We start from the raw sequence: 24378 nt of genomic DNA on the forward strand, positions 1-24378 counted from the left end.
CTCTACAGTGCCGCCGCCAGCTCCGTGCCCTGCTGGACGGCGCGCTTGGCGTCCAGTTCGGCGGCCACGTCCGCGCCGCCGATCAGGTGGACGGAGCCGCCGGCGGCGACCAGGGCCTCGTACAGGTCGCGGCGCGGGTCCTGGCCGGTGCACAGGACGATCGTGTCGACCTCCAGGACGGTGCTCTGCTCGCCGACGGTCACATGGAGCCCGGCGTCGTCGATGCGGTCGTAGCGCACGCCCGGGACCATGGTGACGCCCCGGTGCCTGAGCTCGGTGCGGTGGATCCAGCCGGTGGTCTTGCCGAGGCCCGCGCCGACCTTGCCGGGCTTGCGCTGCAGGAGGTGCACCGTGCGCGGCGGGACGGGGCGTTCGGGGGCGGCGAGACCGCCGGGGCCCCGGTAGTCCATGTCGACGCCCCACTGGCGGAAGTAGGCCGCCGGGTCCTCGCTCGTCTTGTCGCCGCCGTCGGTGAGGAACTCGGCCACGTCGAAGCCGATGCCGCCCGCGCCGAGGATCGCGACGCGGTCGCCGACGGGCGCGCCGTCGCGCAGGACGTCGAGGTAGCCGACGACGCTCGGGTGGTCGACGCCCGGGATGTCGGGGGTGCGGGGGCTGACGCCGGTGGCGACGACGACCTCGTCGTAGTCGGCGACGTCCTCGGCGGCGACGTGTGTGTCGAGCCGGACCTCCACGCCGTGCGCGGCGAGCTGGTGGCGGAAGTAGCGCAGCGTCTCGTCGAACTCCTGCTTGCCGGGCACCTTGCGGGCGACGTTGAGCTGCCCGCCGATCTCGCTCGCCGCGTCGAAGAGGGTGACGTGGTGGCCCCGTTCGGCCGCGCCGACCGCGCACGCCAGGCCCGCGGGCCCCGCGCCGACGACCGCGACCCGCTTGCGCAGCCGGGTCGGGGCGAGGATCAGCTCGGTCTCGTGACAGGCGCGCGGGTTGACCAGGCAGGAGGTGATCTTCCCGCTGAAGGTGTGGTCGAGGCAGGCCTGGTTGCAGCCGATGCAGGTGTTGATGGCCTCGGGCGTGCCGGCCGCGGCCTTGTTGACGAAGTCGGGGTCGGCGAGCATCGGGCGGGCCATGGACACCATGTCCGCACAGCCGTCGGCGAGCAACTCCTCGGCCACCTCGGGGGTGTTGATCCGGTTGGTGGTGACCAGGGGCACGGAGACCGCGCCCATGAGCTTCTTCGTCACCCAGGTGTAGGCGCCGCGCGGTACCGAGGTGGCGATGGTGGGGATCCGCGCCTCGTGCCAGCCGATGCCGGTGTTGATGATCGTCGCGCCGGCCGCCTCGACCGCCTGCGCGAGGGTGACGACCTCGTCGAGGGTCGAGCCGCCGGGCACCAGGTCCAGCATGGACAGCCGGTAGACGACGATGAAGTCCTCGCCGACCGCCTCGCGCACCCGCCGCACGATCTCGACCGGGAAGCGCATGCGGTTCTCGTACGAGCCGCCCCAGCGATCCGTGCGGTGGTTGGTCGCGGCCGCGACGAACTCGTTGACGAGGTACCCCTCGGAGCCCATGATCTCGACGCCGTCGTAGCCGGCCTGCCGGGCGAGGCGGGCGGCCCGGGCGTAGTCGTCGATGGTGCGCTCGACGTCGGCGTCGGTGAGTTCACGGGGCACGAAGGGACTGATCGGCGCCTGCAGGGGGCTCGGCGCGACCAGGTCCGGGTGGTAGGCGTACCGGCCGAAGTGCAGGATCTGCATCGCGATGCGGCCGCCCTCGCGGTGCACGGCGTCGGTGACGAGCCGGTGCTGCTCGGCCTCCGCGTCCGTGGTGAGCCTGGCGCCGCCCTCGCCGGGCCGGCCCTCGTCGTTGGGGGCGATGCCGCCGGTGACGATGAGGCCCACGCCGCCGCGTGCGCGGGCGGCGTAGAACTCGGCCATGCGCTCGAAGCCGCGCTCGGCCTCCTCCAGGCCGATGTGCATCGAGCCCATCAGGACGCGGTTGGGCAGGGTGGTGAAGCCCAGGTCGAGCGGGCTCAGCAGGTGGGGGTAGCGGCTCATGGCAGGCCTCCGTGCGCGGCGGTAGTCCCTCAGTTCTAGAGGACCGCGCACGGGTTGTGCAACTAGTTGCACAATAAGGCCCGGCTCATGTGCCGCAGGTCACCGCCTCACGGACTTCGCCGGACTTCCCCGGCTCGCCCGTCAGGCGCTCACCGGCTTTCGAGCAGCACGTGCAGCTCCCGCTCCTGGTCGCCGGAGGCGGAGGACAGGTCGCGCACCGAGAACACCGAGTCGAGCGTCGCGCGGAGCCGCTCGATCGCCCAGTAGCTGCCCTGCGCGTCGGCCTCGACGGACGACGAGAGGCGGGCCGGCTCGGCGCAGTCGCGCGTTTCGGTGACCTCGAAGGTCCCGAGCCACACCATCGGGCGCGACTCGTGGAGTTGCTGCGGCTCCTCGCCGCTGCCGCGGTCGGACTCGAAGCACGCGTTGAGCGCGTCGAACACGATCCGGGCGTCTTCCTTGCTGCATCCGCTGATCTCGACGGAGACGGACTCTTCGTGCGATCGCTCGCGATCCATCGTGATCGCTCCTCTCGTGGGGTGGCGCGGCTGTGCGGGTTCCCCGCGAACCGCTCCACATCCCAAGAAAAACATCCCTTTGCGATCGGGACCAGCGACGGGCCGGCGGCGTGAGCGGCCGCCGGCCCCGGGCTCAGCCGCGGGTGAACCGGTACGTCTTGCTGTCTGTCAGCACGCAGAATCCGGGCGAGACGACGATCACGCGCAGGGTGCCGCTGCGGCGGTCGTAGTCGACGCCCTCCGCCTCGAAGGAGCCCGAGCAGGAGCTGCGCAGCGGAAGCTGACGCAGGGCCGTGACATGGCCGGTGACGTCGGAGCCGCCGTTCGGCTGCGCGGACAGGTCGATCTGCAGAAGGGGCTTGGTGACGCCGAAGAGGGTGCCGGCCGGGTCGTCCGAGGCACACAGCAGGGTGGTCGGACCGGTGAAGTCACAGCCCTGCACGTCGCGTACGGCGTGGTCGAGGCGGACGGTCGACGCCTGCGGCAGATCCGCCGAGGGCGAGGTGCTCGCGTTCGCGCCGGGGGTGGGGAAGACGAGGAATCGGGTCATGGTGCCCCACTCGCCCGAGAGCATCCACTGGCTGTCCGGGGTGATCGCGACCCAGGAGTTGTTCAGGGCCTCGCCCGGGCCCAGCGCGTGGACGTACTCCGACCAGGCGCCGCCGGGCGCCTGCACCCGGTACATCTTCGAGCCCTTCGTGTCGCTCTGGTAGGGCTCGACGTAGTAGCCGCCGTAGGAGGCGTCCGGGTCGCCGACATGGTTCCAGCCCCGCACCGACACGGACAGGGGGATGGTGCCGATGCCGGTGTAGCGGTTGGGGCTGCCCGCCGGGAGCTCGACCGAGGCCAGCCCCTGGCTCTCGGTCAGCGGATCGGCCCGGTCGGAGCCGATCTCGGTCCAGGCGTCCGCGGCCGCGGCCTGCGGGGCCGCGGACAGGGCGGTGACGGTCGCGACGGCCAGTGCGAGGAAGGAGGCGCGGGCGGTGCGGGCGACGCCGGCCAGGGGGGCGCGGCGGCGGACGGGGCGCAGGGGCATGGGACTCCTCGTGAAGGGGGGTGAGGCGCGCTCGGCGCACAGTCTGGCCCGTGATCATGGTCATGTACAGGCCAATCAAATGGACGGTGGCGGACCCTGAGGAGAACGGCGCGCCGAGCCGTACTGGAGGACCATGGGCAGGGGTGTCCAGGCGTGGGAGAAATGGGTTGAGCGCGAGAGAACAGGGGAGTCGGCATGGGGGAAGGCGTGCCGCATCGAGGCGCGGAGGCGGTACGTGGCATGAGCGCAGGCGGATCGTCCGCGGCCGGCACCGGTGGCCCCAGCGGCCCCAGCGGCCTGCTGGACGTGCTGAACGTGGCCTCGGTGGTTCTCGACACCGAAGGCCGTATCGCGCTGTGGAGCCCCCAGGCGGAGGAGCTGTTCGGCTATTCGGCCCAGGAGGCGCTGGGCAGGTACGCGGCCCGGGTGATGGTGCACGAGCGGCACGTCGACCTGGTGGTGAAGCTGTTCGCGGACGTCATGGCCACCGGCCAGAGCTGGGCGGGGGCGTTCCCCGTACGGCGCAAGGACGGCACCACCGTGCTGGTGGAGTTCCGCAACATGCGGCTCATGGACGACCGGGGCGAGGTCTACGCCCTGGGGCTCGCCGCCGACCAGACGACGGTGCGCCGGCTGGAACGCGACGTGGCCATGGCCACCCGGATGGTCGCTCAGTCCCCCAACGGTCTCGCCGTGCTGGACACCGACCTGCGGTACGTGTCGGTCAACCCGGCGCTGGAGCGCATCAACGGCGTGCCGGCCGCGGACCACCTCGGACGCACGGTCCGCGAGGTGCTGCCGTCGCTGGACGCCGACGCCCTGGAGGACGCGGCACGCCAGGTGCTGCGGACGGGCGAACCGCTGGTCGACCGGCTCTCGGCCGGCCGCACGCCGGCCGACCCGCAGAAGGACCACGCCTGGTCGGTCTCCCTGTACCGCCTGGAGGACGCGCGCGGCACCGTGCTGGGCGTCGCCATCTCGGTCAGGGACGTCACCGACCGGCACCGGGCCGCCGTCGAGGCGGAGGCGGCGCGCCGCCGGCTGGCGCTGGTCGCCGACGCCTCGGCCCGCATCGGCACCACCCTGGACCTGGAGCGCACCGCCCGTGAACTGGCCGACGTGGCCGTGCCGGAACTGGCGGACGTGGCCGCCGTGGATCTGCTCGACGCGGTGGTGGCGGGCCGGCGCACCAGCCTCGGACCCGCCGAACCCGCCGTCATCCGCGCCCTCGCGGTGCGGGCCGCCGACGATCCGGACGTGCTGCGGGCGGCCGACCCGCCCGGAGAGGTGGCCCGCTACGCGTCCGACCGGCTCGTCACCGAGTGCGTGCGCTCGGGGCGGCCGGTCATGCTGGCACAGGTGGAGGAGGCCGACCTCGCCCGCATCGCCCGATCGCCGGAGGCGGCCGCCCTGCTGGCCCGGGCGGGCGTGCACTCCTACCTGGCGGTGCCGCTCATCGCGCGCGGCGAGGTGCTGGGCGCCCTCGACCTGAAGCGGACCCGCAACCGGCTGCCGTTCAGCCACGACGACCTGCTGCTCGCCCGCGAACTGGCGGCCCGCGCGGCCGTGCAGATCGACAACGCCCGCTGGTACCAGAACGCCCGCACCACCGCGCTCACCCTCCAGCGCAGCCTGCTGCCGAGCCATCCCCCGGTCACCGGCGGCCTGGAGGTCGCCTCCCGCTACCAGCCCGCCGGGGCCACCACGGAGGTCGGCGGCGACTGGTTCGACGTCATCCCGCTGCCGGACGGCAAGACGGCGCTCGTCGTCGGCGACGTCATGGGCAGCGGCATCGACGCCGCGGCCACCATGGGCCGGCTGCGCACGGCGACGACCACGCTGGCCTCGCTCGACCTCGACCCGGCGGTGCTTCTGGAGCACCTGGACCGCATCACCCAGGGCCTGGACCACTCCATCGCCACCTGCGTGTACGCCGTCCACGACCCTCGGCTCGGGAGGTGCCTGATCGCCAACGCCGGGCATCTGCCGCCGGTCCGGGTGCGCCCCGGCCGCCCGCCGGAGCTGTTGGAGCTGCCGACCGGCGTGCCGCTGGGCGTGGGCGGGGTGGCGTTCTCCACGACCGACGTCGACTTCGCCCCCGGCGACCAGCTGGTGCTGTACACGGACGGACTGGTCGAGACCCGCACCCATTCCCTGGACGAGCGGCTGGATGCGCTGCTGGCACTGCTGGACGATCCCGCCCGGCCGCTGGAGGAGCTGTGCGACCTGCTGCTGGAGGCGTTGCACCACCCGGACAACCAGGACGACGTCGCCCTGCTGGTGGCCCGGGCGCTGACCGCCGCATAGCCGGCGGCCCGAAGGGACGAGCGTCGGTTCACAGGTTCTCGTTACCGCTCCCTTATCCGGCTCCCCGGACAATCACAGGTAGGCGTGACAAGGGCGTCGCCGTTCGTCGCCGAGGAGAGTGAGGCGCCATGCAGGAGCCCCAGGAACCGCAGGGACCCCAGGAACCGCAGGAACCGCAAGGCCCGCAGCGGCCGCCCGAGGCCGAACTCCTCTCGGGTCCGGCCGACGGCGCCGGGGAACGTGAGGGCGGCCCGGTGCGCACGCCGTGGCGGCGGCGTTCGGCCCGCGCCCGTGCGCTGATCGCGGCCACGGCCGTCGCCGTCCTGGCACTGGGCGGCACCGTCGCGTACGCGGCCACGTCGAACGGCTCCGACGGCGGCTCGCCGTCCGCGGCGCCGTCCGCCTCCTCCTCCGAGGGACCCGGGGCACGGCACGGCCGGGGCGGGCCCTGGTTCGGCCCCGGCGGCGACGCGGCCCACGGCGAGGCGACCGTCAAGGACCCCGGCACCGGCCACTGGGTCGTCCGCGTCTGGCAGCGGGGCGCCGTCGAGAAGGCGGACCACACCCACCTGACCGTCAGGAGCGAGGACGGCGTCTCGTGGACGTGGACCCTGGGCCCGGACGCACGCGTCCTCGACGACGGTGCGTCCGGCTCCGGGGCCGCCGCGCCGACGAAGGGCGCCACCGTGTTCGTCGTCGGAACCCGTTCCGGGGACACGAACACCGCCGACCGCGTCCTGTCCGGCTCCTTCGGCGGCGACCGCGGCCGGGACGACCATGGTCATGACCACGACCATGACCACCGCGGCGGGTTCCCCGGGCACGGCCCGTGGGACCGCGGCGGCCAGCACCGCTCCCCCGCCCCCACGGGCAGCGGCGCCGCTACCTGAGCCCGGTCCCGAGGACCACGTGGGCGGACAGCTCCTCGTCCCGCGCCACCCGCACCGTGAGACCGCTGCGGGTGAACGCCTCGACGGCGGCCGGGGCCTGGCGCTCACTGGTCTCGACGAGGAGAAAGCCGCCGGGGGCGAGCCAGTGCGGAGCCCCGGCGGCGACCCGGCGCAGCACGTCCAGCCCGTCGCCGCCGCCGTCGAGGGCGGTGAGCGGCTCGTGGTCGCGGGCCTCGGCCGGCAGCAGGGGCACCTCGCCGGTCGGGACGTACGGCACGTTGGCGGCCAGGATGTCGACGCGGCCGCGCAGCCCGGCGGGCAGCGGCGCGAACAGATCGCCCGCGTAGGCGTGACCGCCGTACCCGGCGAGGTTGCGTCGCGCGCAGCCGACCGCGACCGGGTCGATGTCCGCGGCGTGCAGTTCGACCGGCCCGAGCGAGGCGGCCAGGGCGGCGCCGACCGCCCCGGAGCCGCAGCACAGGTCGACCACCACCGAGGCGTGGGGCGCCGCGGCGAGCGCCTCGTCGACGAGGAACTCGGTGCGGCGGCGGGGCACGAAGACGCCCGGCTCGACGCCGACGCGCAGACCGTGGAACTCGGCCCAGCCGACGACGTGTTCGAGGGGCAGGCCCGCCGCACGGCGCCGCGCCATGGCGGCGGCCTCGTCCGCGGTGGCGGCGGCGTCGAGGATCAGCTCGGCCTCCTCCTCGGCGAAGACGCACCCGGCGGCGCGCAGGGCGAGGACGAGGGCGTCACGGGAGGACGGAGGATGCGCGGCGGACGAGGAAGACGCGGAAGGGGTGAGGGCAGGCATGGAGCCGAGGAGCCTTTCGAGAAGCCGAAGAGCGCTCCCGCGATCGCCTAGGCGCGGCGGTGGTCCACGCCGTCACGAGAGGAGAGCACCCGACCTGACACAGCGGTAATGGGTCTCACCTCCCGGGCCTCGCGACGACCGGGAACCTCCGCGGCCGTCGGCCACCCTACCCCAGCCCCCGCCCGCTGTTCATGACATCCCGTCCGCTCCAGTTGTATTGTGCAACTGGGCGATCTGGGAGGAGAGGACCGGTGGAAGCAGCCGACGCCGTGGAGAAGATCCAGCGGGAGATGACGAGCTTCGCCCGGCGGGCCCGCGCCTCGGCGGGCCGGCTGCACCCCGAGCTGTCGCTGGTGTCGTACACGCTGCTCGGCCATCTGGAGGAGAGCGACGGCTGCCGGGCCACCGATCTCGCCGCGCACTACGCCCTGGACAAGTCCACGGTCAGCCGGCAGGTCGCCGCCCTGGAGCGCGCCGACCTGATCGGCCGGCGCCAGGACCCCGAGGACCACCGCGTCCAGGTCCTCCACCTCACCGACGCCGGACGGCGCATCCTCGCCCAGGTCACCGAGAGCCGTCGCGCCGCCTTCCACGAGCGCCTGGCCGAGTGGCCGCCCGGGGACCTGGAGCGGTTCGCGGAGTACCTGGTGCGGTACAACGCGTGGCCCGGCCCCGCCCCGGACGGCGACTGACGCCCAGCCCCGAAAGCCCCTGACGCTCGTGATCAGTACGCCTGGGACGCGGGGACCGCCGCCCGTCCCTCCGCCGGCCGCTCGGGCGTCCTGGCGGCCAGGAACGCCGTCCGCCGGCGCAGCCGGAAGCCCAGGGACTCGTAGAGGCGGACGGCGTTCGCGTTGTCGGCGGCGGTGTGCAGGAAGGGCGTGTCGCCGCGTTCGCGGATGCCGTGGGCGACGGCCAGGATCAACCGGGTCGCCAGCCCCTCGCCGCGGAAGGCCGGGTCGGTGCAGACCGCGCTGATCTCGGTCCAGCCCGGCGGTCGCAGCCGCTCGCCGGCGAGGGCGACCAGGGCGCCGTCCCGGCGGATGCCCAGGTAGTCGCCGAGCTCGATGGTGCGGGCCTCGAACGGGCCGGGCCGGGTGCGCGCCACCAGGTCGAGGATCTCGGGCACGTCGGCGGGGCCGAGCCGCACCGCCTCCGAGTCGGGGGCCGCCTCCAGCCCGTCGTCGACGAGCTGCACGCCCTCGATCCGGAAGGTGACCTCCCAGCCGGCCGGCACCTCGCCCCGGAAGCCGAGCAGCGGGACCTCCGCCCCGGGTCCGGCCAGCGCCGCGAGGTCCGCCCAGTCGTCGGCGTCCGGGTCGGCCGGCATCGCCAGCCAGGGCGACACGTCGACGGGGTAGCGCAGGACGCGTCCCCGGCGCTCGGCGAAGTGCGCGTGCGGGCCGGTGAGCGCGGCCCGCGCGGGATCGTCGAGGACGTGCCCGACTCCGCCGCCCGCTCCCCCGCCCGGCGCGGGTCCCGGGGCGCTCATGCGCCCGCCCCGATCTCCAGGACGACCTTGCCCAGGGCGTGACCGCTCTCGACCTCGCGCAGCGCCTCACCGGCCCGCTCCAGGGGGAACCTCCGGGTGACGTGCGGGTCCAGATCTCCGCGCACGACCAGGTCCGCCACCGCCCGCGGGACGGCCGCGTCGCGGGCGCGCGCCACCCGTGCGCCGCCCAGCCGCTCCACCTCCCCGGCCGGGGCCCCGGCGGTGACCAGCCTCGACCGGTCCCGCACCAGCCCGGCCGCCTCGTGCAGCACCTCGCCGCCGACGAGGTCGTAGACGCCGTCGACGCCCTCGGGGGCGGCCGTCCGCACGGCGTCCGTCCAGCCGGCGCCGGCGGGCACGTGGACGGCGCCCAGCGACTCCAGCAGCTCCTTCTTGCCCGCGCTCGCGACGCCCACGACGCGCACTCCCAGGGCCCGGGCGATCTGCACGACGGCGACGCCCACCCCGCCGCCTGCGCCCGTGACCAGCAGCGTCGCCCCGGCGGGCAGGCCGAGCCGGTGGACTCCGTCGTAGGCGGTCGCGGCGGCCACCGGGAGGGTCGCCGCGTCGGCGAACGAGAGCTCGGCGGGCTTGTGCGCGGTGACGTCCGCGGCCAGCCGGACGTACTGGGCGTAGCCGCCGGCGACGGCCGAGCCGAACACCTCGTCGCCGGGCGCGAACCCGGTGACGTCCGCGCCGGTCTGCGCCACGACGCCCGACGCCTCGTTGCCCAGAACCACGGGGAACGACAGCCCACCGCTCTCGCCGGGGCGCCGGAAACCGGTGCGCTGTTTCCGGTCGACGGGGTTCACGCCCGCCGCGCGCACCGCGACCAGCACCTGGCCCGGTCCGGGGCGGGGCCGCTCCAGATCGACGAGCGCCTCGGTCTCCGGGCCGCCGTACCGGGTGAAGACGTACGCCTTCGGCATTGCTCCCACTCTCCTTCGCCGGCATCTGCCGTCCCCGCGCCGCCGGACCCGCCGGACGTTCGGGGACGACACGTGCAAGGGCGCGCGTCCGGCCGCTATTCCCGCCCGCGGGACTGTTCACACGGCCTTGACGATCGAGGGGCGGACCCGGTGCAGAGCGCCCCTGACTTGCACGTACGGTGGACTGCGTAACCGACCGCCGACCTCACGCTGGAATCGCATGAACGTCACCCGAGGCTTCACCGGCCGCCCCCGCGTCGCCGATCCGGGACTGCCCCCCGGCCAGTACGACGCCGGCGACGACTGGCCCGTGCTGTCCGCCGAGGTCACCCCCGACCTGGCGCCCGCCGACTGGACCTTCCGCGTCGACGGGCTGGTGGCGGCGCCCCGGACCTGGGACTGGGACGAGGCGCACGCGCTCCCGGAGTCCGCCTACGAGGGCGACATCCACTGCGTCACGAGCTGGTCGAAGTTCGGGGTGCGGTTCGGGGGCGTCTCCCTGGACGCGTTCCTTGCTGCCGTGCGGCCCGAAGCGTCCGCGACCCACGCGGTGGCCTACTCCCACACCGGGTACACCACGAACCTGCCGCTGGCCGACCTGACCGGCGGGCGCGCCTGGATCGCCTGGGAGTACGACGGCGAGCCCCTCCCGGCCGAGCACGGCGGTCCGGCGCGACTGCTGGTGCCGCACCTGTATTTCTGGAAGAGCGCCAAGTGGATCGCGGGGCTGCGCCTCCTCGACCACGACGAGCCCGGCTTCTGGGAGCAGAACGGCTACCACGCGCGGGGCAACCCGTGGGAGGAACAGAGGTACTCCGGTGACTGAGACCTTCGCCGCCCCGTCCCCGGCCACCCCGTCCCCGGCCGCCGCTCCCCCGTCCGGGACCTTCACGCCCGCCACCCGGTTCGCCGTGCCCGGCCGGATCGCCGTCAGCGGCCGGGCCGCCTCCGAGTGGCAGACGGTGACGCTCACGGAGATCCGCCGCGAGACCCGGCTCGCGTCCACCTTCCGGTTCGCGGCGCCGGACTGGGCGGGTCATCTGCCCGGCCAGCACCTGATGCTCCGGCTGACGGCCGCCGACGGGTACACCGCCCAGCGCCACTACTCGATCGCGTCCCCGCCCGACGACGACGGGCACATCGAGCTGACGCTGGACCATGTGGACGGCGGCGAGGTCTCGGGCTGGTTCCACACGACGGCCGAGCCGGGCGACGCGGTCGAGGTGCGCGGCCCGCTCAGCGGCTTCTTCGCCTGGCCCGGCGACCGGCCGGCGCTGCTGATCGGCGCCGGGTCCGGGGTCGTCCCGCTGATGTCGATGCTGCGCCACCACCGGGCGCGCGGCCTCGACGTGCCGCTGCGGCTGGTGGTGTCCGCCCGCGGTCCCGAGGAACTGATCTACGCGCGCGAGCTCGGCGCGGAGACGACGCGCGTGTTCACCCGGAGCGCGCCCCGTGGCATGCCCGTGGGCCGCCTGGGGGCGGAGCACCTGGCGCCGCTGCTCGCCGAGGAGCCCGCGGGCGGCTGGGAGGCGTACGTGTGCGGCTCGAACGGGTTCGCCGAACACGCGTCACGGCTGCTGGTCGAGGCCGGACAGCCCGTGGACCGCATCAGGATCGAACGCTTCGGCTGACCCGGCCGGCCCTTCCCTCATGGCCTCGCCCGGGAAGCCGACGAGGGGTGTCGAGGGGCCGTCGTGAACCGCTGCCGAGGGGCCGTCGTGAACGATGCGTGAAACGATGTACTCCGAACGGGGTACCTCCCTGCGGTAGGCACTCGTCCGCGTGACGGCGAGGAGGTCGACATGCGAAGCGGGGTGCGTGAATGGCGTCGGCGGAACAATCCGCTGCGGCGCAGGTCGGATGTCGTCGAGGCGTGGACGGCGCTGGTCGTCGCCGTGCTGCTGCTGGTGGCCGCGCCCCTGGCCGGGGCGCTCGCGGGCCGCTGGGCCCATGACGACGCCCAGGCGGCCGCGCTCCGGCAACGGGCCGACCGGCACCAGGTGACCGCGCAGGTCGTCGGCCACCCGCCCGAGACCATGCCCGCCGTCGAGGGCGGCAGACAGCAGACGGTCGCCGTGAGCGTGCGGTGGACGCCGCCGGGCGAGCACGCGCGGACGGCCACCGCACGGGTGCCGGCGGGCACGCATCGCGGAGACGTGGTGGACGTGTGGTTCGACGACCACGGCCGCAGCGTCGCGCCGCCGCCCAACGACACGATGGTGTGGCAGCACACCCTCACCCTGGGCGTCTGCGTGGCCGGCGGCGCGGCGGCCTCGGTGCTCCTCGGGCACGCCGCCGTCCGCCGGGTGGCCATGCGTCACCGGCTGGCCGAGTGGGAACGGGAGTGGGCGCTCACCGAACCGCAGTGGACCCGGCACAGGCCCGCCTGAAGCTTGCGACGCAGTCTGGCGACGCCTCCCACCCCCACGTACGGTGTGATCATTCGTATGGGCAATTGACAAAAGGCGGTTTTCCATGGCCCTGTTCGACCTGTCCCGCGACGAGCTCCACGACTACCGCAGCGCCTCCACCGAGCCCGAGGATTTCGACGCGTTCTGGTCCAAGACGCTCCAGGAAGCCCGCGAACACGACCTGGACGCCCGCTTCGAGCCGGTCGACACGGGCCTGACCACGGTGCAGGTGTACGACGTGACGTTCGCCGGGTACGGCGGCCACCCGGTCAAGGGCTGGCTTACGCTGCCCGCCGGGGCCGACCGGCCGCTCCCCCTGGTCGTGGAGTTCGTCGGGTACGGCGGCGGGCGAGGGCTGCCGCACGAGCACCTGCTGTGGGCGTCCACGGGCCGCGCGCACTTCCTCATGGACACCCGCGGCCAGGGCAGCGCATGGGGCGGCGGGGGCGGCACCGCGGACCCGGTGGGCGGCGCGCCGTCGTACCCCGGTTTCATGACCCGGGGCATCGACGCCCCCGAGAACTACTACTACCGACGGGTGTACACGGACGCGGTCCGCGCGGTCGAGGCGGCCCGTTCGCATCCGCTGACCGACGCCTCGCGGACCGCGGCGGTCGGCGCGAGCCAGGGCGGCGGCATCACGATCGCCGTGGGCGGCCTGGTGCCCGACCTCGCGGCGGTCGCTCCCGACGTGCCGTTCCTGTGCGACTTCCCCCGAGCCGCGACGCTGACGGACCGTCACCCCTACCGTGAGATCGGCCTGTTCCTCAAGACGCACCGCGGCCGCGCCGGGGACGCGCTGCGCACCCTGTCCTACTTCGACGGCGTCCACTTCGCCTCCCGCGGCTCGGCCCCGGCCCTGTTCTCGGCGGCGCTGGAGGACCAGACCTGCCCGCCTTCGACCGTGTTCGCCGCCTTCAACGCGTGGTCGCACGAGGACAAGGCCATCGAGGTGTACGAGTTCAACGACCACGAGGGCGGCGGCCCCTACCAGGAGGCGGTCAAGCTGCGCTGGCTGCGCTCCTACACCTGAGCCGCGGCCCGGCGGTCCGTGCCGACCGCTTCCCTCCAGTCCGACCAGTCGGTACGTTCAGGAGGTCCGGGCCGCACCGTCGCGGTCCGGACGTCCCGGCGGACCACGGAGGGCCCATGTCCGAGCACGTGCCACAGGTTCACGGCCACTGCGACCCGCGGTTCGCCGCGGTGCGCACCGCCTTCGAGGAGAACTTCCGGGACCGGGGCGAGCTCGGCGCCGCCGTGAGCGTGACCGTCGACGGGGTGACCGTGGCCGACCTGTGGGGCGGCTGGGCCGACCCGGCGCGCACGCGCGCCTGGGAGCGGGACACGCTGGTCAACGTGTGGTCCACGTCGAAGGGGCCGACGGCCCTGTGCGCGCACATCCTCGCCGACCGGGGACTGCTGGACTTCGACGCCCCGGTGGCCGCCTACTGGCCGGAGTTCGCCGCCGCGGGCAAGGAGCGGGTGCTGGTGCGGCACCTGCTGTCCCACCGCGCGGGCCTGGCCGGACTGCGCGAGCCGCACTCGCTCGAACAGCTCTACGACTGGGAGCTGACCACCGCGCGCCTGGCGGCCACCGAGCCCTGGTGGGAGCCGGGCACCCGGTCGGGCTACCACGCCCTCACCTTCGGCTTCCTCGTCGGGGAGGTCGTGCGGCGGGTGTCGGGACTGCTGCCGGGGGCCTTTCTGGAGCGGGAGGCGACCGGCCCGCTGGGCCTCGACTTCACCATCGGGCTGGCGGAGAAGGAGGCCGCAAGGGCGGCGGAGCTGGTGCATCCCCCGGCCGCCTCGAGGAGCGAACAGGCCGCGGTGTTCAGCCAGTTGACGCCCGCGGCCATCGCCGCGCTGACCAACCCCCCGGCAGGCGCGGTCGAGGCCAACTCGCCCCGGTGGCGGGCCGCGGAGATCCCGGCGGCCAACGGTCACGGCACGGCGCGGGCCGTGGCCGCGCTCTACGGCGTCTTCGCCGGCCGGGGCGCGTACGGCGGCAGGCGCATCCTGTCCCCCGAGGCGGCCGAGCGGGTGCGCGAGGGACAGGGCGCCTGCCGGGACGTGGTCCTGGGGGCCGGGTTCGAGCATGAGACCGAGATCGGCCTCGGGTTGTGGCTCAGCGGACCGAACGGCTCGTACGGACCCAACCCGCGCGCTTTCGGTCACGACGGGTTCGGCGGCTCCTGCGGACTCGCCGACCCGGAGGCCGGGGTGTCGCTGGGTTACGTGATGAACCGGATGGGGCCGCGCATCGCCGACGACCCGCGCAAGATGGCGCTGATCGAGGCCCTGTACAGCGCGCTGTGAGCGCGGTCGCGGCGAGCTCGGGGGCGGGGGCGCGGGGCGGACCGGTTTCGGCCGATCCGCCGGTCCGCCCTTCCCTCATGGTTTAGACCAATGCTAGATCTGGTGGCGCACCGAGTCCGCACGAACACGGCACGTCACCCACAGGAGGCGCGCGGCATGGCCCGCAGCACCATCCCCACCACCGACCACGTCCACCCGTACTCCGAGGACCGGCCGCTGTACTGGCGGATCGCGAAGAGGTTGCTCGGCGATCTGCGTGACGGCACCCTCGCGCCCGGCGAACGACTGCCCAGCGAACGGCAGTTGGCCGCTCACTTCGGCGTCAGCCGGGAGACCGTGCGCCAGGCCCTGGAGGTCCTGCGCCGCGACGGACTCGTCGAGACCGACCGGCGGGGCAGCTACGCGGCCCTGCCGGACGGCCCGCTCGGCACGCCGTCGTTCCTCGCCTTCCCCGTCGGCGCGCGGCCCGCGGACGACCCGTCGGCGGTGGCCCGGGCCGCCGTCAGCTGGGAGGCGCCCCCGCCCGGGCACGCCGAGGCGCTGGGGCTCGCCCCCCTGCGGCCGACGCTGGTGCACCGCTACGAGTCCGCCCGCGCCGACGGGCGGGGGCTGCGCACGGCCGTCACGTCCTTCTCGGCGGTGGCGCTGACCGAGGTCGAGGAACTGGCCCGCTATCGCGACCGCGCCGACGCCGACGCCGCCCCGGAGCTGCGGCGGGCGTACGACTGGATGCGCCGGGCCGGGCTGACCCTGCACCACCGCGACCTCATCACCCCGCTCGGCGACGCCCCCTCGATGCGGGTGACCCGGCAGGTGCACGACCAGTACGCGCGCCCCCTGGAGATCACCGATCTGGTGGTGGACGCCCGGCGGGAGGCGCTGGTCTACGCGTTCACGCTCCCGGCGGCGTGACGTCCCCGCCCGCGCCGTCGCCGTCGGGCGCCCGCAGCGCCTCGACCATGCGCACCCGCGGGTTCCCGTCTCTTCTCGTGCCGAACTCGGGCAGGGCCCGAAGGGCCACGGAGAACCCGGCGCCCTCGAGGGCCCGCCGCACCTCGCCGAGCCGGAAGGCCCGGTAGTACATGACGAACGGAGGCCGCCACACGGCGTTGCGCACGCGCATCGCCGCATCGAAGCCGAGGAGCATCCAGAAGGCCGGGGAGGACGGCCGCGGCGGCGCGAGGACGGGGAACGCGAAGCGCCCCCCGGGTCGCAGCGCACCGTGCACCTGGGCGAACAGGCCCGGCAGCTCACGGGGCAGGAAGTGGCCGAACGCCCCGAAGCTCACGACGAGGTCGAACGCGGCCGTGAACGGCAGTGCGCGGGCGTCCGCCCGCACCCAGGACACCCGCGGGCCCGGCGGGGGCGTCCGCCCGCGTGCCACGTCGAGCATGCCCGCACTGAAGTCGACCCCGGTCACGCCGGTGCGGCACACCGTGGCCAGGACGTCGACCCCGGCGCCCGTGCCGCAGCACAGGTCGAGGCCGTCCTCGTAGGGGCCGGACTCCTTCAGAGCCGAGGCGACCGCATCCAGGACGGAGTCGGGGGTGCGGAAGGGAGTGCGGTCGAACTTCGGCGCCAGGAGGTCGTAGCCGTGCTCGACGGACGACAGGGCCTGGACGGCGAGTTCGCGCAGAGTGGGGCCTTCGGGGCTGAACATCGGTGTCAGCCTACGGCGGCACGCCGCCGCAGGAGCACCAGGGCTCGCTCGCACCAGCGCAGGTTGCCCTCCTCGAAGGCGATGCCGCCCATCAGGGTCAGATAGGGGCCGATCCGGTCGGCCCCGACCAGGTACTCGTCCTCGCTGCGCCCGTCGAGCAGGCGGTCGCGGAGCCGCTCGTAGCGCTCCAGCTTGCCGCGCGCCCAGGACATCCGCTCCTCGATCAGCGCACGCGTGACCTCGGGATCGCCGGCGTCCATGGCCTGGATCTTGACGAGGAGTTCGTCCCGGATCGCGGTGGGTCTGCGCGGCGGGGTCGCGGCGAAGGAGCTCAGATCCTCCCGGCCCGCCGCGGTGAGGGTGAACATCCGCTTGTTGGGACGGCGTTCCTGCTGCACCATCCGTGCTTCGATCAGGCCGTCCTGCGCGAGGCGTTCCAGTTCGCGGTAGAGCTGCTGCGGGGTGGCGGGCCAGAAGTTCGCGAGGGAGACGTCGAACACCTTCGACAGCTCATAGCCCGAGGCCTCGCCCTCCAGCAGGGCGGCCAGCACGGCGTACTTCAGGGACATGTGGACACGGTAGCAAGCGGATGATTATTCTCATCCGCACCTACTCAACAAATTTACTGTCTGCGATGGGGTGATCCGATGCGCGCGTTCCGCGAGGCGGTCGAGGCCGGCGATCTCGACGCCGTCGAGGCGCTGCTGGCCGACGACGTGGTGTTCACCAGTCCGGTCGTGTTCAAGCCCTACCCGGGCAAGGCGATCACCGCGTCCATCCTGCGCGCGGTGTCGCAGGTGTTCGAGGACTTCCGGTACGAGCGGGAGCTCGACGGGGACGACGGCCGCGACCACGCGCTGGTGTTCACGGCCCGGGTGGGCGCGCGGCAGCTGACCGGCTGCGACTTCATCCACCTCGACGAGAACGGCCTCATCGACGAACTGACCGTCATGGTGCGTCCGCTGTCGGGCGCGCAGGCCCTCGCGGCGGCGATGGGCGCGCGCTTCGACGAGATCGCGAAGGAGGCGGAGGCCCGCTCGGCCTCCGCCTCCTGACGCCGGCCCCGCAGGACTGCCCAGGACTGCTCGTGTCGCGGGACGTCACCCCCGCAGGTCGCGCAGGGTCGCCCGGGTGTCCGTCTTCAGCCAGTCCGAGACCTGGGCGAGCGTCGGCGGATGGGTGTCGGTGGCGTACGAGGTGTAGTAGGCGCTGTAGCTCATCGTGTAGGTGACCCAGCCGTCCCGGACGGCGAGCGTGGCGTAGAGCGAACCGCTCGTCGAACCGGAGGTGGTGTCGTCGCTGACGAGGTAGGCCTCGTCGCCGATGCCCGGGACGCTCTCCACGTCGTAACCCTTGTGGCTGTCGCCGTAGTTCTTCCACGCGGCGGTGAACTCGGGCCCCGGGTCCGTCTTCTTGTGCAGGTCGAGCTGGGTGTAGAGGTAGGCGTCCGAGTAGCTCGAACCCGACTTCTTCAGGCTGATGTTGCACAGGCCCTCGTCGAGGGCGTCGTCCTTGATGCCGTTGTGGCTCGGGGCGCTGTCCTCGGCCGTGTACTCCCCCTTGAACGACGAGTAGTCGGTGGAGGTGCACAGGTTCGTCGGCGCGGCGTAGCCGCGCAGGTCCGTGTCGGCGCCGGACGCGGTCAGGAAGACGCCGGCCGCCCACGCGGCCGACGCCACCACCGCGCCGACCACGGCCCACAGAACCGCCCGTCCGGCGCCGCCGCCCCCCGTGGGCGGCGGACCGACGACGGGGTACGGGGCCGGCTGGGCGTAGGGGTTGCCCGGCTGGGGCTGTACGGGGTGGCCGACCAGCGTGGGCTGCGCGTAGACGCTCTGCGGACCGGCCTGGGCCGCCGGCGGGAAGCCCATCGGGCCGCCGGGGGCCGGCGACTGCGGATTCGGATAGGGGTACGCGCTCGGCTGGGCCGGCGCCCCGGACGGCTGCTCCGGCTGCTGCGGAGGCTGAGGCGGCGTGGACATGACGTGAAGATAATGCAGATATGGCGGTCAAGTCCGCTGCCGTCATGGATCGTTACTCTCTGGGGACATCTGCGACGAACCTCGCACAGGCCCGGCCCCTCACCCCTGGTCCCGGACGCCCCCGCCGCCGTTGACACCCCCGCGCGTCCATCCCTCCTCGCGACCGAGGTCGCCGTCGCGGCCGATCCCTGTGCTACAGTGCGAGTGGCACTTGTGTACGCCCCGTGCCGGGCGCCGGTGTCCAGCTCTTCCGAATCGCCGCCTCGCCACCCGCCGTCTCCGGCCGGTGCAGCGGCTTTCCCGCACCACCGCCCACGGCGCGACGTCGCCGTACCGCGGTGCCGTTCCCGCCGCCCGAGGCGCGCCCCGCGCCCTCCCTCCGCGGCTGCTCCCCCCTCTTCGCATGTCTCATGCCTTCCGTCCGTGAAAGGACCGACCACCCATGACCACCACTCTCGAACACCCCCCGGTGCAGCAGTCCCCGGCCCGGATCGCCGCCGGCGTCCTCGACGTCGACGCGAGCGGCAAGGGACGCCTGCGCCCCGCCGACTGTCTGCCCACGCCGAACGACCCCCAGGTCCCGGCGGCGCTGATCCGCCGGCACGGTCTGCGCAAGGGCGACCTCGTCGAAGGGCTGCGCGGCGCCCAGCGCACTCTGACCGAGATCACCCTCGTCGACGGCCGTACGCCCGACGCACTGCACGGCCGCCGGAACTTCCGCGACCTCACCCCCGTGCACCCCCACGAACGGCTCCGCCTCGAACACCGCGCGTCGGGTCTCGCCGGACGGGTGGCGGATCTCCTCGCGCCCGTAGGCAAGGGGCAGCGCGGACTGATCGTCGCGCCGCCCAAGACGGGCAAGACCGTGCTGCTCCAGCAGATCGCCGCCGCCGTGGCCGGCAACCATCCCGGGGCGCGGCTGATGGTCGTCCTGCTCGACGAGCGGCCCGAGGAAGTCACCGACATGCGGCGCTCCGTGCGCGGCGAGGTGTACGCCTCGACGTTCGACCGGGCGCCGGGACAGCACGTCGCCCTGGCCGAACTCGTCGTCGAACGGGCCAAGCGGCTCGTCGAGGCGGGCGAGGACGTCGTGATCCTGCTCGACTCCCTCACCCGGCTGTGCCGGGCCCACAACAACACGGCGGCCGCCGGTGGCCGCACCCTCAGCGGCGGCGTCGACGCGACCGCGCTGATCGGCCCCAAGCGGTTCTTCGGCGCCGCGCGCGCCGCCGAGGAGGGCGGTTCCCTCACCATCCTCGCGACCGCCCTGGTCGAAACGGGCTCGCGCGCCGACGACTTCTACTTCGAGGAACTGAAGAGCACCGGCAACATGGAGCTCCGCCTCGACCGCGAACCGGCCTCCCGACGCGTCTTCCCGGCCGTCGACGTCGACGGCTCCGGCACCCGCCGGGAGGAACTCCTCTACTCCCCCGCCGAGTTGACCGCCGTACGCGGTCTGCGCCGGGCCCTGCGGACCCGGGACGGCCAGGCGAACCTGGAGACCCTCCTGGAGCGGATGCGCGAGACCCCCGACAACGCGTCCTTCCTGCGCCGCATCCAGCCCACGCTGCCCGCCGCCTAGTGCTTCGACCGGGATGGTTCGCCGGGCCGGTGCTTGTGGCGGCTGGATTCAGGACTCGTCGAAGACGAGGTCCTCGGGCGGCAGCGTCATCCGCACGGTGGCGCCGTTGGTGACCTCGACGACGTGGTGCAGGCCCACGAGGCGCTTGCCGGTGGACAGGACCGTGAAGCGGTCCTGCACTCCGGCCAGATAGGCGGGGAAGCAGGCGATGCTCGGGCTGTCGAGCTGGAAGAAGTCGACAAGACGCCGGAACAGCTTGGGAAGGATGACGACGTCGTCGGTGATCGAGGACAGCGCCGTGACCTTCGCCCCGGTCGTCGTCACGTCGCTCGGCCACAGGCCTCGGCCCGGCGCCGTCCGCGCCTGCTGGGTGGCGGAGGTCAACTCCGCGCGCAGGCTGGGGAACAGGCTGCGGTAGAAGGTGGGATAGACCAGGCCCACGGTGAGCAGGTGATGGTTGACCGTCGCCCGGAGCATGGTGACGTCGACGTCGACGTCCGTACCGCTGGCACCGCCGGAGGCGCCGCGCCCGGCCAGGGCGACACACCTGCCATGGATGTCGGCGCCACTGGTGTAGATGAAGCCGGGGACGGTGTCGGGTGTCGCGGCGGTGACGGTCTCGTTCGACCCCTGCTGCACGTCCGTGAACCCCAGCCAGCTCAGCAGTTCGTCGCGTGCGGCATGGGCGAACTGCAGGGGCTGGTGAACGCGGTTGGCACCGTAATGGGTCTCCAGCGCGTCGATCGCGTCCAGTCGCAGCGTCGCGCGTCCCAACGCGTCGCGCTTGACCGCACGGCCTCCGCTGCCCACGAGACCCCAGTCGTTCGGGTCGGCGGGGGTGAAGTGGATGGTGTCGCCATCCGGCTGGGTTCCCTTGATCTGGAACGACCCGTTGATGAGAAGCATCGTCATGGCAGCCTCCGACGACGTGAACGGACGATGGCGAGAGGCGAAGTGCTGACATCTCCACGTTATTCCCGGGCCGATCGGCGTGCAATGGCGAAAAACAGCACGTCAACATGGTTGAAGGGTCACCGAACTGATGGTGCGTCCCACGGCTGGAGGATGCTCCCGTGCACCCTGTCACCGCTTGGGACTCCAGTGGCGAGAATCCGCCGACGGAGTGAACATGAAAGGAGGTGTGAGCGGCTCCGCCGCACGTCACGACTCCCACGATCGACTCCCACGACCTCGGACGAGGCGTTCTCATGTCATTCCACACTGGTCGCCCTGAAGCCCTGAGACCCTGGGAAGAGCTGCGGAACCATCCCGGCGGCGGACACGGCGACGGTGGCGGCGGCTTCGGTGGTCACGGCGGTCACGGTGGCGGCTTCGACGGCCACGGCGGGGGCTTCGGTGGGCATCCTCCGTTCGGCGGCGGGCACCCGTTCGGCCATGACGGCCATGACGGCCCGGACCCCGGTGGCCCGCAGGACGGTCCCGGCGGGCCACCGCACGACGGTCCGGCGGGCGAGGACGTCGCCGAGGGCCCGTTCCGGGTGGTGCGACCCGCCGACATGCTCGTCGTCGACATCGCCCTGGTCAATCTGCGGTTCGACGGCCACCGTCTGGTGCGGCGGGATCCGGGTGCACCGGCGTTCGTCGTCGCCGGCCTGGCACCGCAGCACGTGCTGGAAGCGGTTCCGGATTCGCTGGGCCCCGCCTCCGGCGCGCTGAAAGCCGTCACCGCCGGCTCGACCCGGCTGGCCTTCTCGGTCCCGGGCGACATGGATGGCCTGGACCTCTCCCTGGCCGCGCTGCTCGACTGGGAGCGACTCGTTCCGCTGACCGTGCCGGTGGGCATGCGTGATCCCGACACCCCGGGGTCGACGATCTTCCAGGGCATCCCCAGAAGCGTCATCGAATTCCCGGCCCGGCTGCTGATCACCTACGATGAGCCGGTTCACTGGCTGGGTCCGCCCGCGCCCCAACAGGGCGGCGGACGGCTCGCGTTGTGGCACGCGCGGCTGCACGGCGGGCAGAACGGCGAGGTGCTGCTCCGGGCCTTCGCGACGGCCGGCGACGGGGGCGCGCCGCCCCCGGGCAGTCCGCTCGACGCCGGGAACCTTCAGGACCTCGTCACCCTCACCAGCCGGGCCGAACTCATCGTCCCGGGCAGCGGCGTGCCCATCGCCGTCCCGAGCGCGCCGTTGCACTCGGAACAGTTCATCCTCACCCCGCTGGGCGCCTCGGCCCACCTGCACGGTGCATGGGAAAGTGCCCCGGACTCCGACAGGTCCGCGTACGAGAAGGCAGGTCGGCCGTTCCCGACCCTGACGGTGTATGACCAGATCACGGGTCTGGGACGTGATCAGTACGTCCGCGCCGTGACACACGGCCGCCTGAGCACGGGTCATGAGGCCCTGCACGTGAAGGAGTTCAAGCGGATCTTCGTGGCACGCCCGAACGACGGCATCGTCGCCTACCTGCAACGGGAGGATCACGTCGTACCCAAGCAGCCGGAAGTGCAGTACGGAACGGCCGGGTTCACCTACGGAGGGCGCGAAATGCCCTTCCGTGCACTGCGGATCACCGATCGGACCACCCCGGTCGTCGAGGCGGAGGACGATTCCTCGTCCTTCTGGGTGAGGCTCAAAAGCTCCGGCGACGACCACGAGTTCACCGTCATCGGAACGGACTGTGAAGGCCGGAAAGTCAGCTTCACCATGCCTTTGGTGTTCGTGCCGGACGGCGTGGCGGATCCGCAGCTGCAAGCCCGGTACGCCGAGAAGCCGAAGAGTCCGGACCCGGCGAAGGACCGTTCGACACGCCAGATGGGCGGCCAGCAGATGGCCATGGCTCAGCCGCCCGCCGACGCTCCCGGCAGCACCTGCCACGCGGTCGGCTCCCTGACCTTCGGGTTCGGGACCATCGGCAGCAAGCCGGAAGCCGACCGCATGGCGGTCGGTCTGCCCTACGTGGGGGCCGCCACCGTTCGTGTCCCCGCTGTCGAGCAGTTCGCCCCGACCGCCGGGGATCTCGCGGTCACCTTCAACGACACCTATCTCAAGCAGGCCATGGAGAAGCATCCGGCGGGCGCCTACCTGGACCTTGTCGCGCCGATCGGCCTCGCGCTCGGGGCGGAGAAGGCCGGCGGGGTCGCAAGTCCGAAGACCGCGCTCAGACTCATCACGGCCCAGGCGGGAGTCGTCCCCGACGTCTTCAAGACCGACGCCACGGGTGCCGTCATCGACGCGATTGCGCCGTCCGACATGCTGAAGACCTTCGACGGAGCCAAGCTGCTGGGCCTCATCGACCTCGGACGGGTCCTGAAGGCCCTGGTCAAGGACGATGTCACCGCCGTCACGAACTACACCGACAACCAGATCCAGGCCGTCCTGGACGCCGCGGACGGCATCCTGCCGGTGCCGGTAATGCGTATCCGCGACCTGGCGGACGGGCAGGGCAAGGAACTGCGCTACGTGTGGAAGACCCGGCTGGCGAACCCGGACTCCCCACCGGAGAAGGGCGAACTGCCGGATGTCATCGACGCGAAGGATGCCACGCTGACCCTGGACGCGCACACCGTCCGCTCGAAGGGCGCACTTGATCAGGTCACCGTGGACGGCAGGCTGAGCAACTTCGCGCTGGAGTTCGCCGATTGCGCCCGGGTGGAAATCGCCGAGCTGAGGTTCCGGACCGGCTCGGCGAAGAAGCCCGAGGTGACGGCGAGCGGTGTGGAGCTGAAGTTCGAAGGCGCCCTGGAATTCATCAACACCCTCCGCAGCGCCCTGCCCGCCGACGTCTTCGGGGCGGGCGCGTATGTCGACGTCCAGCCCAGCGGCGTCACCGCGGGCTACAAGTTCACGGTGCCGACCATCGGCATCGGCGTCTTCACCCTGTCGAACCTCGCGCTGGCGGCCGAGCTGAAGATCCCCTTCGACGACGGGACCGGTGTCACGTTCCGTTTCTCGGTCTCCGAGCGACAGCACCCCTTCATCGTCACCGTGTCCCTGTTCGGCGGCGGTGGCTACTTCTCCCTGCTGGTCGACGCCGCCAGAGGAGTGCGGCAACTCGAGGGCGCCCTGGAGTTCGGCGGCGCGGCGGCGCTCGATCTCGGTGTCGCGAGCGGCGGGGTCTCGGTGATGGCGGGCATCCGCTTCTCGCTCTCGGACACCGGGGCCTCCCTGTCCGGCTACCTGCGGTGCAGCGGTTTTCTGTCCGTGCTGGGCATCGTCACGGTGTCCGTCGAGTTCTCTCTCCAACTGGCCTACGACAAGAGGAAGGACATCCACCAGTCGGTGATCACTGGCAGGGGCACCCTCACGGTCAGCGTACGGATCGCGTTCTTCAGCAAGTCCGTCAAGCTCAGTCTCGAGCGCAGCTTCTCCGGGGCCCCGGGCGACCCTTCCTTCGCCGACTGCGTGCTGGAACCGCACTGGCGGGAGTACTGCGAGGCGTACGCTCCTTGATCGCATGGGAG

At 72.8% G+C, this 24378-nt stretch carries 23 protein-coding genes; 12 read left to right on the forward strand and 11 right to left on the reverse strand.

Annotated features, from left to right (window positions below; translation table 11 throughout):
• Positions 1–2: 2 nt before the first annotated feature.
• From Sri02f_RS18775 to Sri02f_RS18785, 3 genes are all read right to left on the reverse strand, one after another.
• On the reverse strand, positions 3–2018 hold the full coding sequence (locus tag Sri02f_RS18775; protein WP_109002469.1) for an NADPH-dependent 2,4-dienoyl-CoA reductase: 2016 nt from the start codon (positions 2016–2018) through the stop codon (positions 3–5).
• Between the two features lie 149 nt (positions 2019–2167).
• On the reverse strand, positions 2168–2536 hold the full coding sequence (locus Sri02f_RS18780) for a hypothetical protein (RefSeq protein WP_109002470.1): 369 nt from the start codon (positions 2534–2536) through the stop codon (positions 2168–2170).
• A gap of 133 nt (positions 2537–2669) precedes the next feature.
• Entirely contained in the window at positions 2670–3572 is a 903-nt protein-coding gene (locus tag Sri02f_RS18785) for a hypothetical protein (protein WP_109002471.1), read from the reverse strand.
• Positions 3573–3812: 240 nt separating this feature from the next.
• Between Sri02f_RS18785 and Sri02f_RS18790 the strand changes: the two genes are divergently transcribed.
• A complete protein-coding gene (locus Sri02f_RS18790) occupies positions 3813–5879 on the forward strand; it encodes a SpoIIE family protein phosphatase (protein WP_109002472.1) in 2067 nt (688 codons plus the stop codon).
• A gap of 128 nt (positions 5880–6007) precedes the next feature.
• Positions 6008–6769: a hypothetical protein gene (locus Sri02f_RS18795; protein WP_109002473.1), complete on the forward strand. Its 762-nt coding sequence runs from the start codon at positions 6008–6010 to the stop codon at positions 6767–6769.
• On the opposite strand, the gene Sri02f_RS18800 is transcribed toward Sri02f_RS18795, so the two are convergent.
• Complete coding sequence (locus Sri02f_RS18800; RefSeq protein WP_109002474.1) at positions 6762–7583, reverse strand: putative protein N(5)-glutamine methyltransferase; 822 nt, start codon at positions 7581–7583, stop codon at positions 6762–6764. The genes Sri02f_RS18795 and Sri02f_RS18800 overlap by 8 nt on opposite strands.
• A 251-nt stretch (positions 7584–7834) precedes the next feature.
• Here Sri02f_RS18800 and Sri02f_RS18805 point away from each other — a divergent pair, with 251 nt between their 5' ends.
• Positions 7835–8275 carry a MarR family winged helix-turn-helix transcriptional regulator gene (locus tag Sri02f_RS18805; RefSeq protein WP_245970685.1) on the forward strand — a complete coding sequence of 147 codons (441 nt, stop codon included), beginning with the start codon at positions 7835–7837 and terminating at the stop codon, positions 8273–8275.
• A 32-nt stretch (positions 8276–8307) separates the two neighbouring features.
• Here the strand turns inward: Sri02f_RS18805 and Sri02f_RS18810 are convergent, their stop codons facing one another.
• Both Sri02f_RS18810 and Sri02f_RS18815 read right to left on the reverse strand, forming a co-directional pair.
• Complete coding sequence (locus Sri02f_RS18810) at positions 8308–9075, reverse strand: GNAT family N-acetyltransferase (protein WP_109002476.1); 768 nt, start codon at positions 9073–9075, stop codon at positions 8308–8310.
• Positions 9072–10004, reverse strand: coding sequence for an NADP-dependent oxidoreductase (locus Sri02f_RS18815; RefSeq protein ID WP_109002477.1), 933 nt, complete (start codon positions 10002–10004; stop codon positions 9072–9074). Before Sri02f_RS18815 ends, Sri02f_RS18810 begins: the two co-directional genes overlap by 4 nt.
• Positions 10005–10224: 220 nt before the next feature.
• On the opposite strand from Sri02f_RS18815, the gene Sri02f_RS18820 reads away from it, so the two are divergent.
• The 6 genes from Sri02f_RS18820 (at position 10225) to Sri02f_RS18845 (ending at position 15643) form a co-directional block, all read left to right on the forward strand.
• On the forward strand, positions 10225–10830 hold the full coding sequence (locus Sri02f_RS18820) for a sulfite oxidase-like oxidoreductase (RefSeq protein WP_109002478.1): 606 nt from the start codon (positions 10225–10227) through the stop codon (positions 10828–10830).
• 85 nt (positions 10831–10915) lie between these two features.
• Entirely contained in the window at positions 10916–11635 is a 720-nt protein-coding gene (locus Sri02f_RS18825) for a ferredoxin reductase (RefSeq protein ID WP_174855668.1), read from the forward strand.
• A gap of 171 nt (positions 11636–11806) precedes the next feature.
• Positions 11807–12394, forward strand: a complete 588-nt coding sequence (locus Sri02f_RS18830) for an Rv1733c family protein (RefSeq protein WP_109002480.1) — start codon at positions 11807–11809, stop codon at positions 12392–12394.
• Between the two features lie 85 nt (positions 12395–12479).
• Entirely contained in the window at positions 12480–13448 is a 969-nt protein-coding gene (locus tag Sri02f_RS18835) for an acetylxylan esterase (protein WP_109002481.1), read from the forward strand.
• A 116-nt stretch (positions 13449–13564) separates the two neighbouring features.
• Complete coding sequence (locus Sri02f_RS18840) at positions 13565–14731, forward strand: serine hydrolase domain-containing protein (RefSeq protein WP_109002482.1); 1167 nt, start codon at positions 13565–13567, stop codon at positions 14729–14731.
• 156 nt (positions 14732–14887) lie between these two features.
• Positions 14888–15643: a GntR family transcriptional regulator gene (locus Sri02f_RS18845; protein WP_109002483.1), complete on the forward strand. Its 756-nt coding sequence runs from the start codon at positions 14888–14890 to the stop codon at positions 15641–15643.
• Here Sri02f_RS18845 and Sri02f_RS18850 read toward each other — a convergent pair.
• On the reverse strand, positions 15624–16391 hold the full coding sequence (locus Sri02f_RS18850) for a class I SAM-dependent methyltransferase (RefSeq protein ID WP_109002484.1): 768 nt from the start codon (positions 16389–16391) through the stop codon (positions 15624–15626). The two genes, Sri02f_RS18845 and Sri02f_RS18850, sit on opposite strands and share 20 nt — an antisense overlap.
• 5 nt (positions 16392–16396) lie before the next feature.
• Positions 16397–16960 carry a PadR family transcriptional regulator gene (locus Sri02f_RS18855; RefSeq protein WP_109002485.1) on the reverse strand — a complete coding sequence of 188 codons (564 nt, stop codon included), beginning with the start codon at positions 16958–16960 and terminating at the stop codon, positions 16397–16399.
• A gap of 78 nt (positions 16961–17038) precedes the next feature.
• On the opposite strand from Sri02f_RS18855, the gene Sri02f_RS18860 reads away from it, so the two are divergent.
• Positions 17039–17446: a nuclear transport factor 2 family protein gene (locus tag Sri02f_RS18860; protein ID WP_109002486.1), complete on the forward strand. Its 408-nt coding sequence runs from the start codon at positions 17039–17041 to the stop codon at positions 17444–17446.
• Positions 17447–17491: 45 nt separating this feature from the next.
• Here Sri02f_RS18860 and Sri02f_RS18865 read toward each other — a convergent pair whose 3' ends face one another.
• The gene (locus Sri02f_RS18865; RefSeq protein WP_174855666.1) at positions 17492–18373 is read right to left on the reverse strand and encodes a hypothetical protein; all 882 of its coding nucleotides are present in this window, start codon (positions 18371–18373) and stop codon (positions 17492–17494) included.
• 442 nt (positions 18374–18815) lie between these two features.
• Between Sri02f_RS18865 and rho the strand changes: the two genes are divergently transcribed.
• Positions 18816–19955, forward strand: a complete 1140-nt coding sequence (rho, locus tag Sri02f_RS18870) for a transcription termination factor Rho (protein ID WP_109002487.1) — start codon at positions 18816–18818, stop codon at positions 19953–19955.
• A 48-nt stretch (positions 19956–20003) separates the two neighbouring features.
• Here rho and Sri02f_RS18875 read toward each other — a convergent pair whose 3' ends face one another.
• Together Sri02f_RS18875 and Sri02f_RS41260 are read right to left on the reverse strand one after the other, a co-directional pair.
• Entirely contained in the window at positions 20004–20867 is an 864-nt protein-coding gene (locus Sri02f_RS18875) for a nuclease (RefSeq protein WP_109002488.1), read from the reverse strand.
• 299 nt (positions 20868–21166) lie between these two features.
• Positions 21167–21520 (reverse strand): hypothetical protein, encoded by a 354-nt coding sequence (locus tag Sri02f_RS41260; RefSeq protein WP_159106741.1) that lies wholly within the window; start codon positions 21518–21520, stop codon positions 21167–21169.
• Here Sri02f_RS41260 and Sri02f_RS18880 point away from each other — a divergent pair.
• Positions 21473–24367 carry a hypothetical protein gene (locus Sri02f_RS18880; protein ID WP_159106742.1) on the forward strand — a complete coding sequence of 965 codons (2895 nt, stop codon included), beginning with the start codon at positions 21473–21475 and terminating at the stop codon, positions 24365–24367. The two genes, Sri02f_RS41260 and Sri02f_RS18880, sit on opposite strands and share 48 nt — an antisense overlap.
• Positions 24368–24378: the final 11 nt, after the last annotated feature.

The sequence above is a fragment of the Streptomyces rishiriensis genome (genome assembly GCF_003112535.1).
In the GTDB taxonomy this organism is placed as follows: Bacteria; Actinomycetota; Actinomycetes; order Streptomycetales; family Streptomycetaceae; genus Streptomyces; species Streptomyces rishiriensis.

Bases quoted from the DNA above. Each gene is read 5' to 3' on its own strand.
- Sri02f_RS18880 (WP_159106742.1), top strand. From the start codon at position 21,473: ATGCTCGTCGTCGACATCGCCCTGGTCAATCTGCGGTTCGACGGCCAC.
- Sri02f_RS18830 (WP_109002480.1), top strand. From the start codon at position 11,807: ATGCGAAGCGGGGTGCGTGAATGGCGTCGGCGGAACAATCCGCTGCGG.
- Sri02f_RS18860 (WP_109002486.1), top strand. From the start codon at position 17,039: ATGCGCGCGTTCCGCGAGGCGGTCGAGGCCGGCGATCTCGACGCCGTC.
- Sri02f_RS18845 (WP_109002483.1), top strand. From the start codon at position 14,888: ATGGCCCGCAGCACCATCCCCACCACCGACCACGTCCACCCGTACTCC.
- Sri02f_RS18820 (WP_109002478.1), top strand. From the start codon at position 10,225: ATGAACGTCACCCGAGGCTTCACCGGCCGCCCCCGCGTCGCCGATCCG.
- Sri02f_RS18795 (WP_109002473.1), top strand. From the start codon at position 6,008: ATGCAGGAGCCCCAGGAACCGCAGGGACCCCAGGAACCGCAGGAACCG.
- Sri02f_RS18850 (WP_109002484.1), bottom strand. From the start codon at position 16,391: ATGTTCAGCCCCGAAGGCCCCACTCTGCGCGAACTCGCCGTCCAGGCC.
- Sri02f_RS18875 (WP_109002488.1), bottom strand. From the start codon at position 20,867: ATGACGATGCTTCTCATCAACGGGTCGTTCCAGATCAAGGGAACCCAG.
- Sri02f_RS18840 (WP_109002482.1), top strand. From the start codon at position 13,565: ATGTCCGAGCACGTGCCACAGGTTCACGGCCACTGCGACCCGCGGTTC.
- Sri02f_RS18780 (WP_109002470.1), bottom strand. From the start codon at position 2,536: ATGGATCGCGAGCGATCGCACGAAGAGTCCGTCTCCGTCGAGATCAGC.
- Sri02f_RS18775 (WP_109002469.1), bottom strand. From the start codon at position 2,018: ATGAGCCGCTACCCCCACCTGCTGAGCCCGCTCGACCTGGGCTTCACC.
- Sri02f_RS18855 (WP_109002485.1), bottom strand. From the start codon at position 16,960: ATGTCCCTGAAGTACGCCGTGCTGGCCGCCCTGCTGGAGGGCGAGGCC.
- rho (WP_109002487.1), top strand. From the start codon at position 18,816: ATGACCACCACTCTCGAACACCCCCCGGTGCAGCAGTCCCCGGCCCGG.
- Sri02f_RS18865 (WP_174855666.1), bottom strand. From the start codon at position 18,373: ATGTCCACGCCGCCTCAGCCTCCGCAGCAGCCGGAGCAGCCGTCCGGG.
- Sri02f_RS18800 (WP_109002474.1), bottom strand. From the start codon at position 7,583: ATGCCTGCCCTCACCCCTTCCGCGTCTTCCTCGTCCGCCGCGCATCCT.
- Sri02f_RS18835 (WP_109002481.1), top strand. From the start codon at position 12,480: ATGGCCCTGTTCGACCTGTCCCGCGACGAGCTCCACGACTACCGCAGC.
- Sri02f_RS18810 (WP_109002476.1), bottom strand. From the start codon at position 9,075: ATGAGCGCCCCGGGACCCGCGCCGGGCGGGGGAGCGGGCGGCGGAGTC.
- Sri02f_RS18815 (WP_109002477.1), bottom strand. From the start codon at position 10,004: ATGCCGAAGGCGTACGTCTTCACCCGGTACGGCGGCCCGGAGACCGAG.
- Sri02f_RS18785 (WP_109002471.1), bottom strand. From the start codon at position 3,572: ATGCCCCTGCGCCCCGTCCGCCGCCGCGCCCCCCTGGCCGGCGTCGCC.
- Sri02f_RS18790 (WP_109002472.1), top strand. From the start codon at position 3,813: ATGAGCGCAGGCGGATCGTCCGCGGCCGGCACCGGTGGCCCCAGCGGC.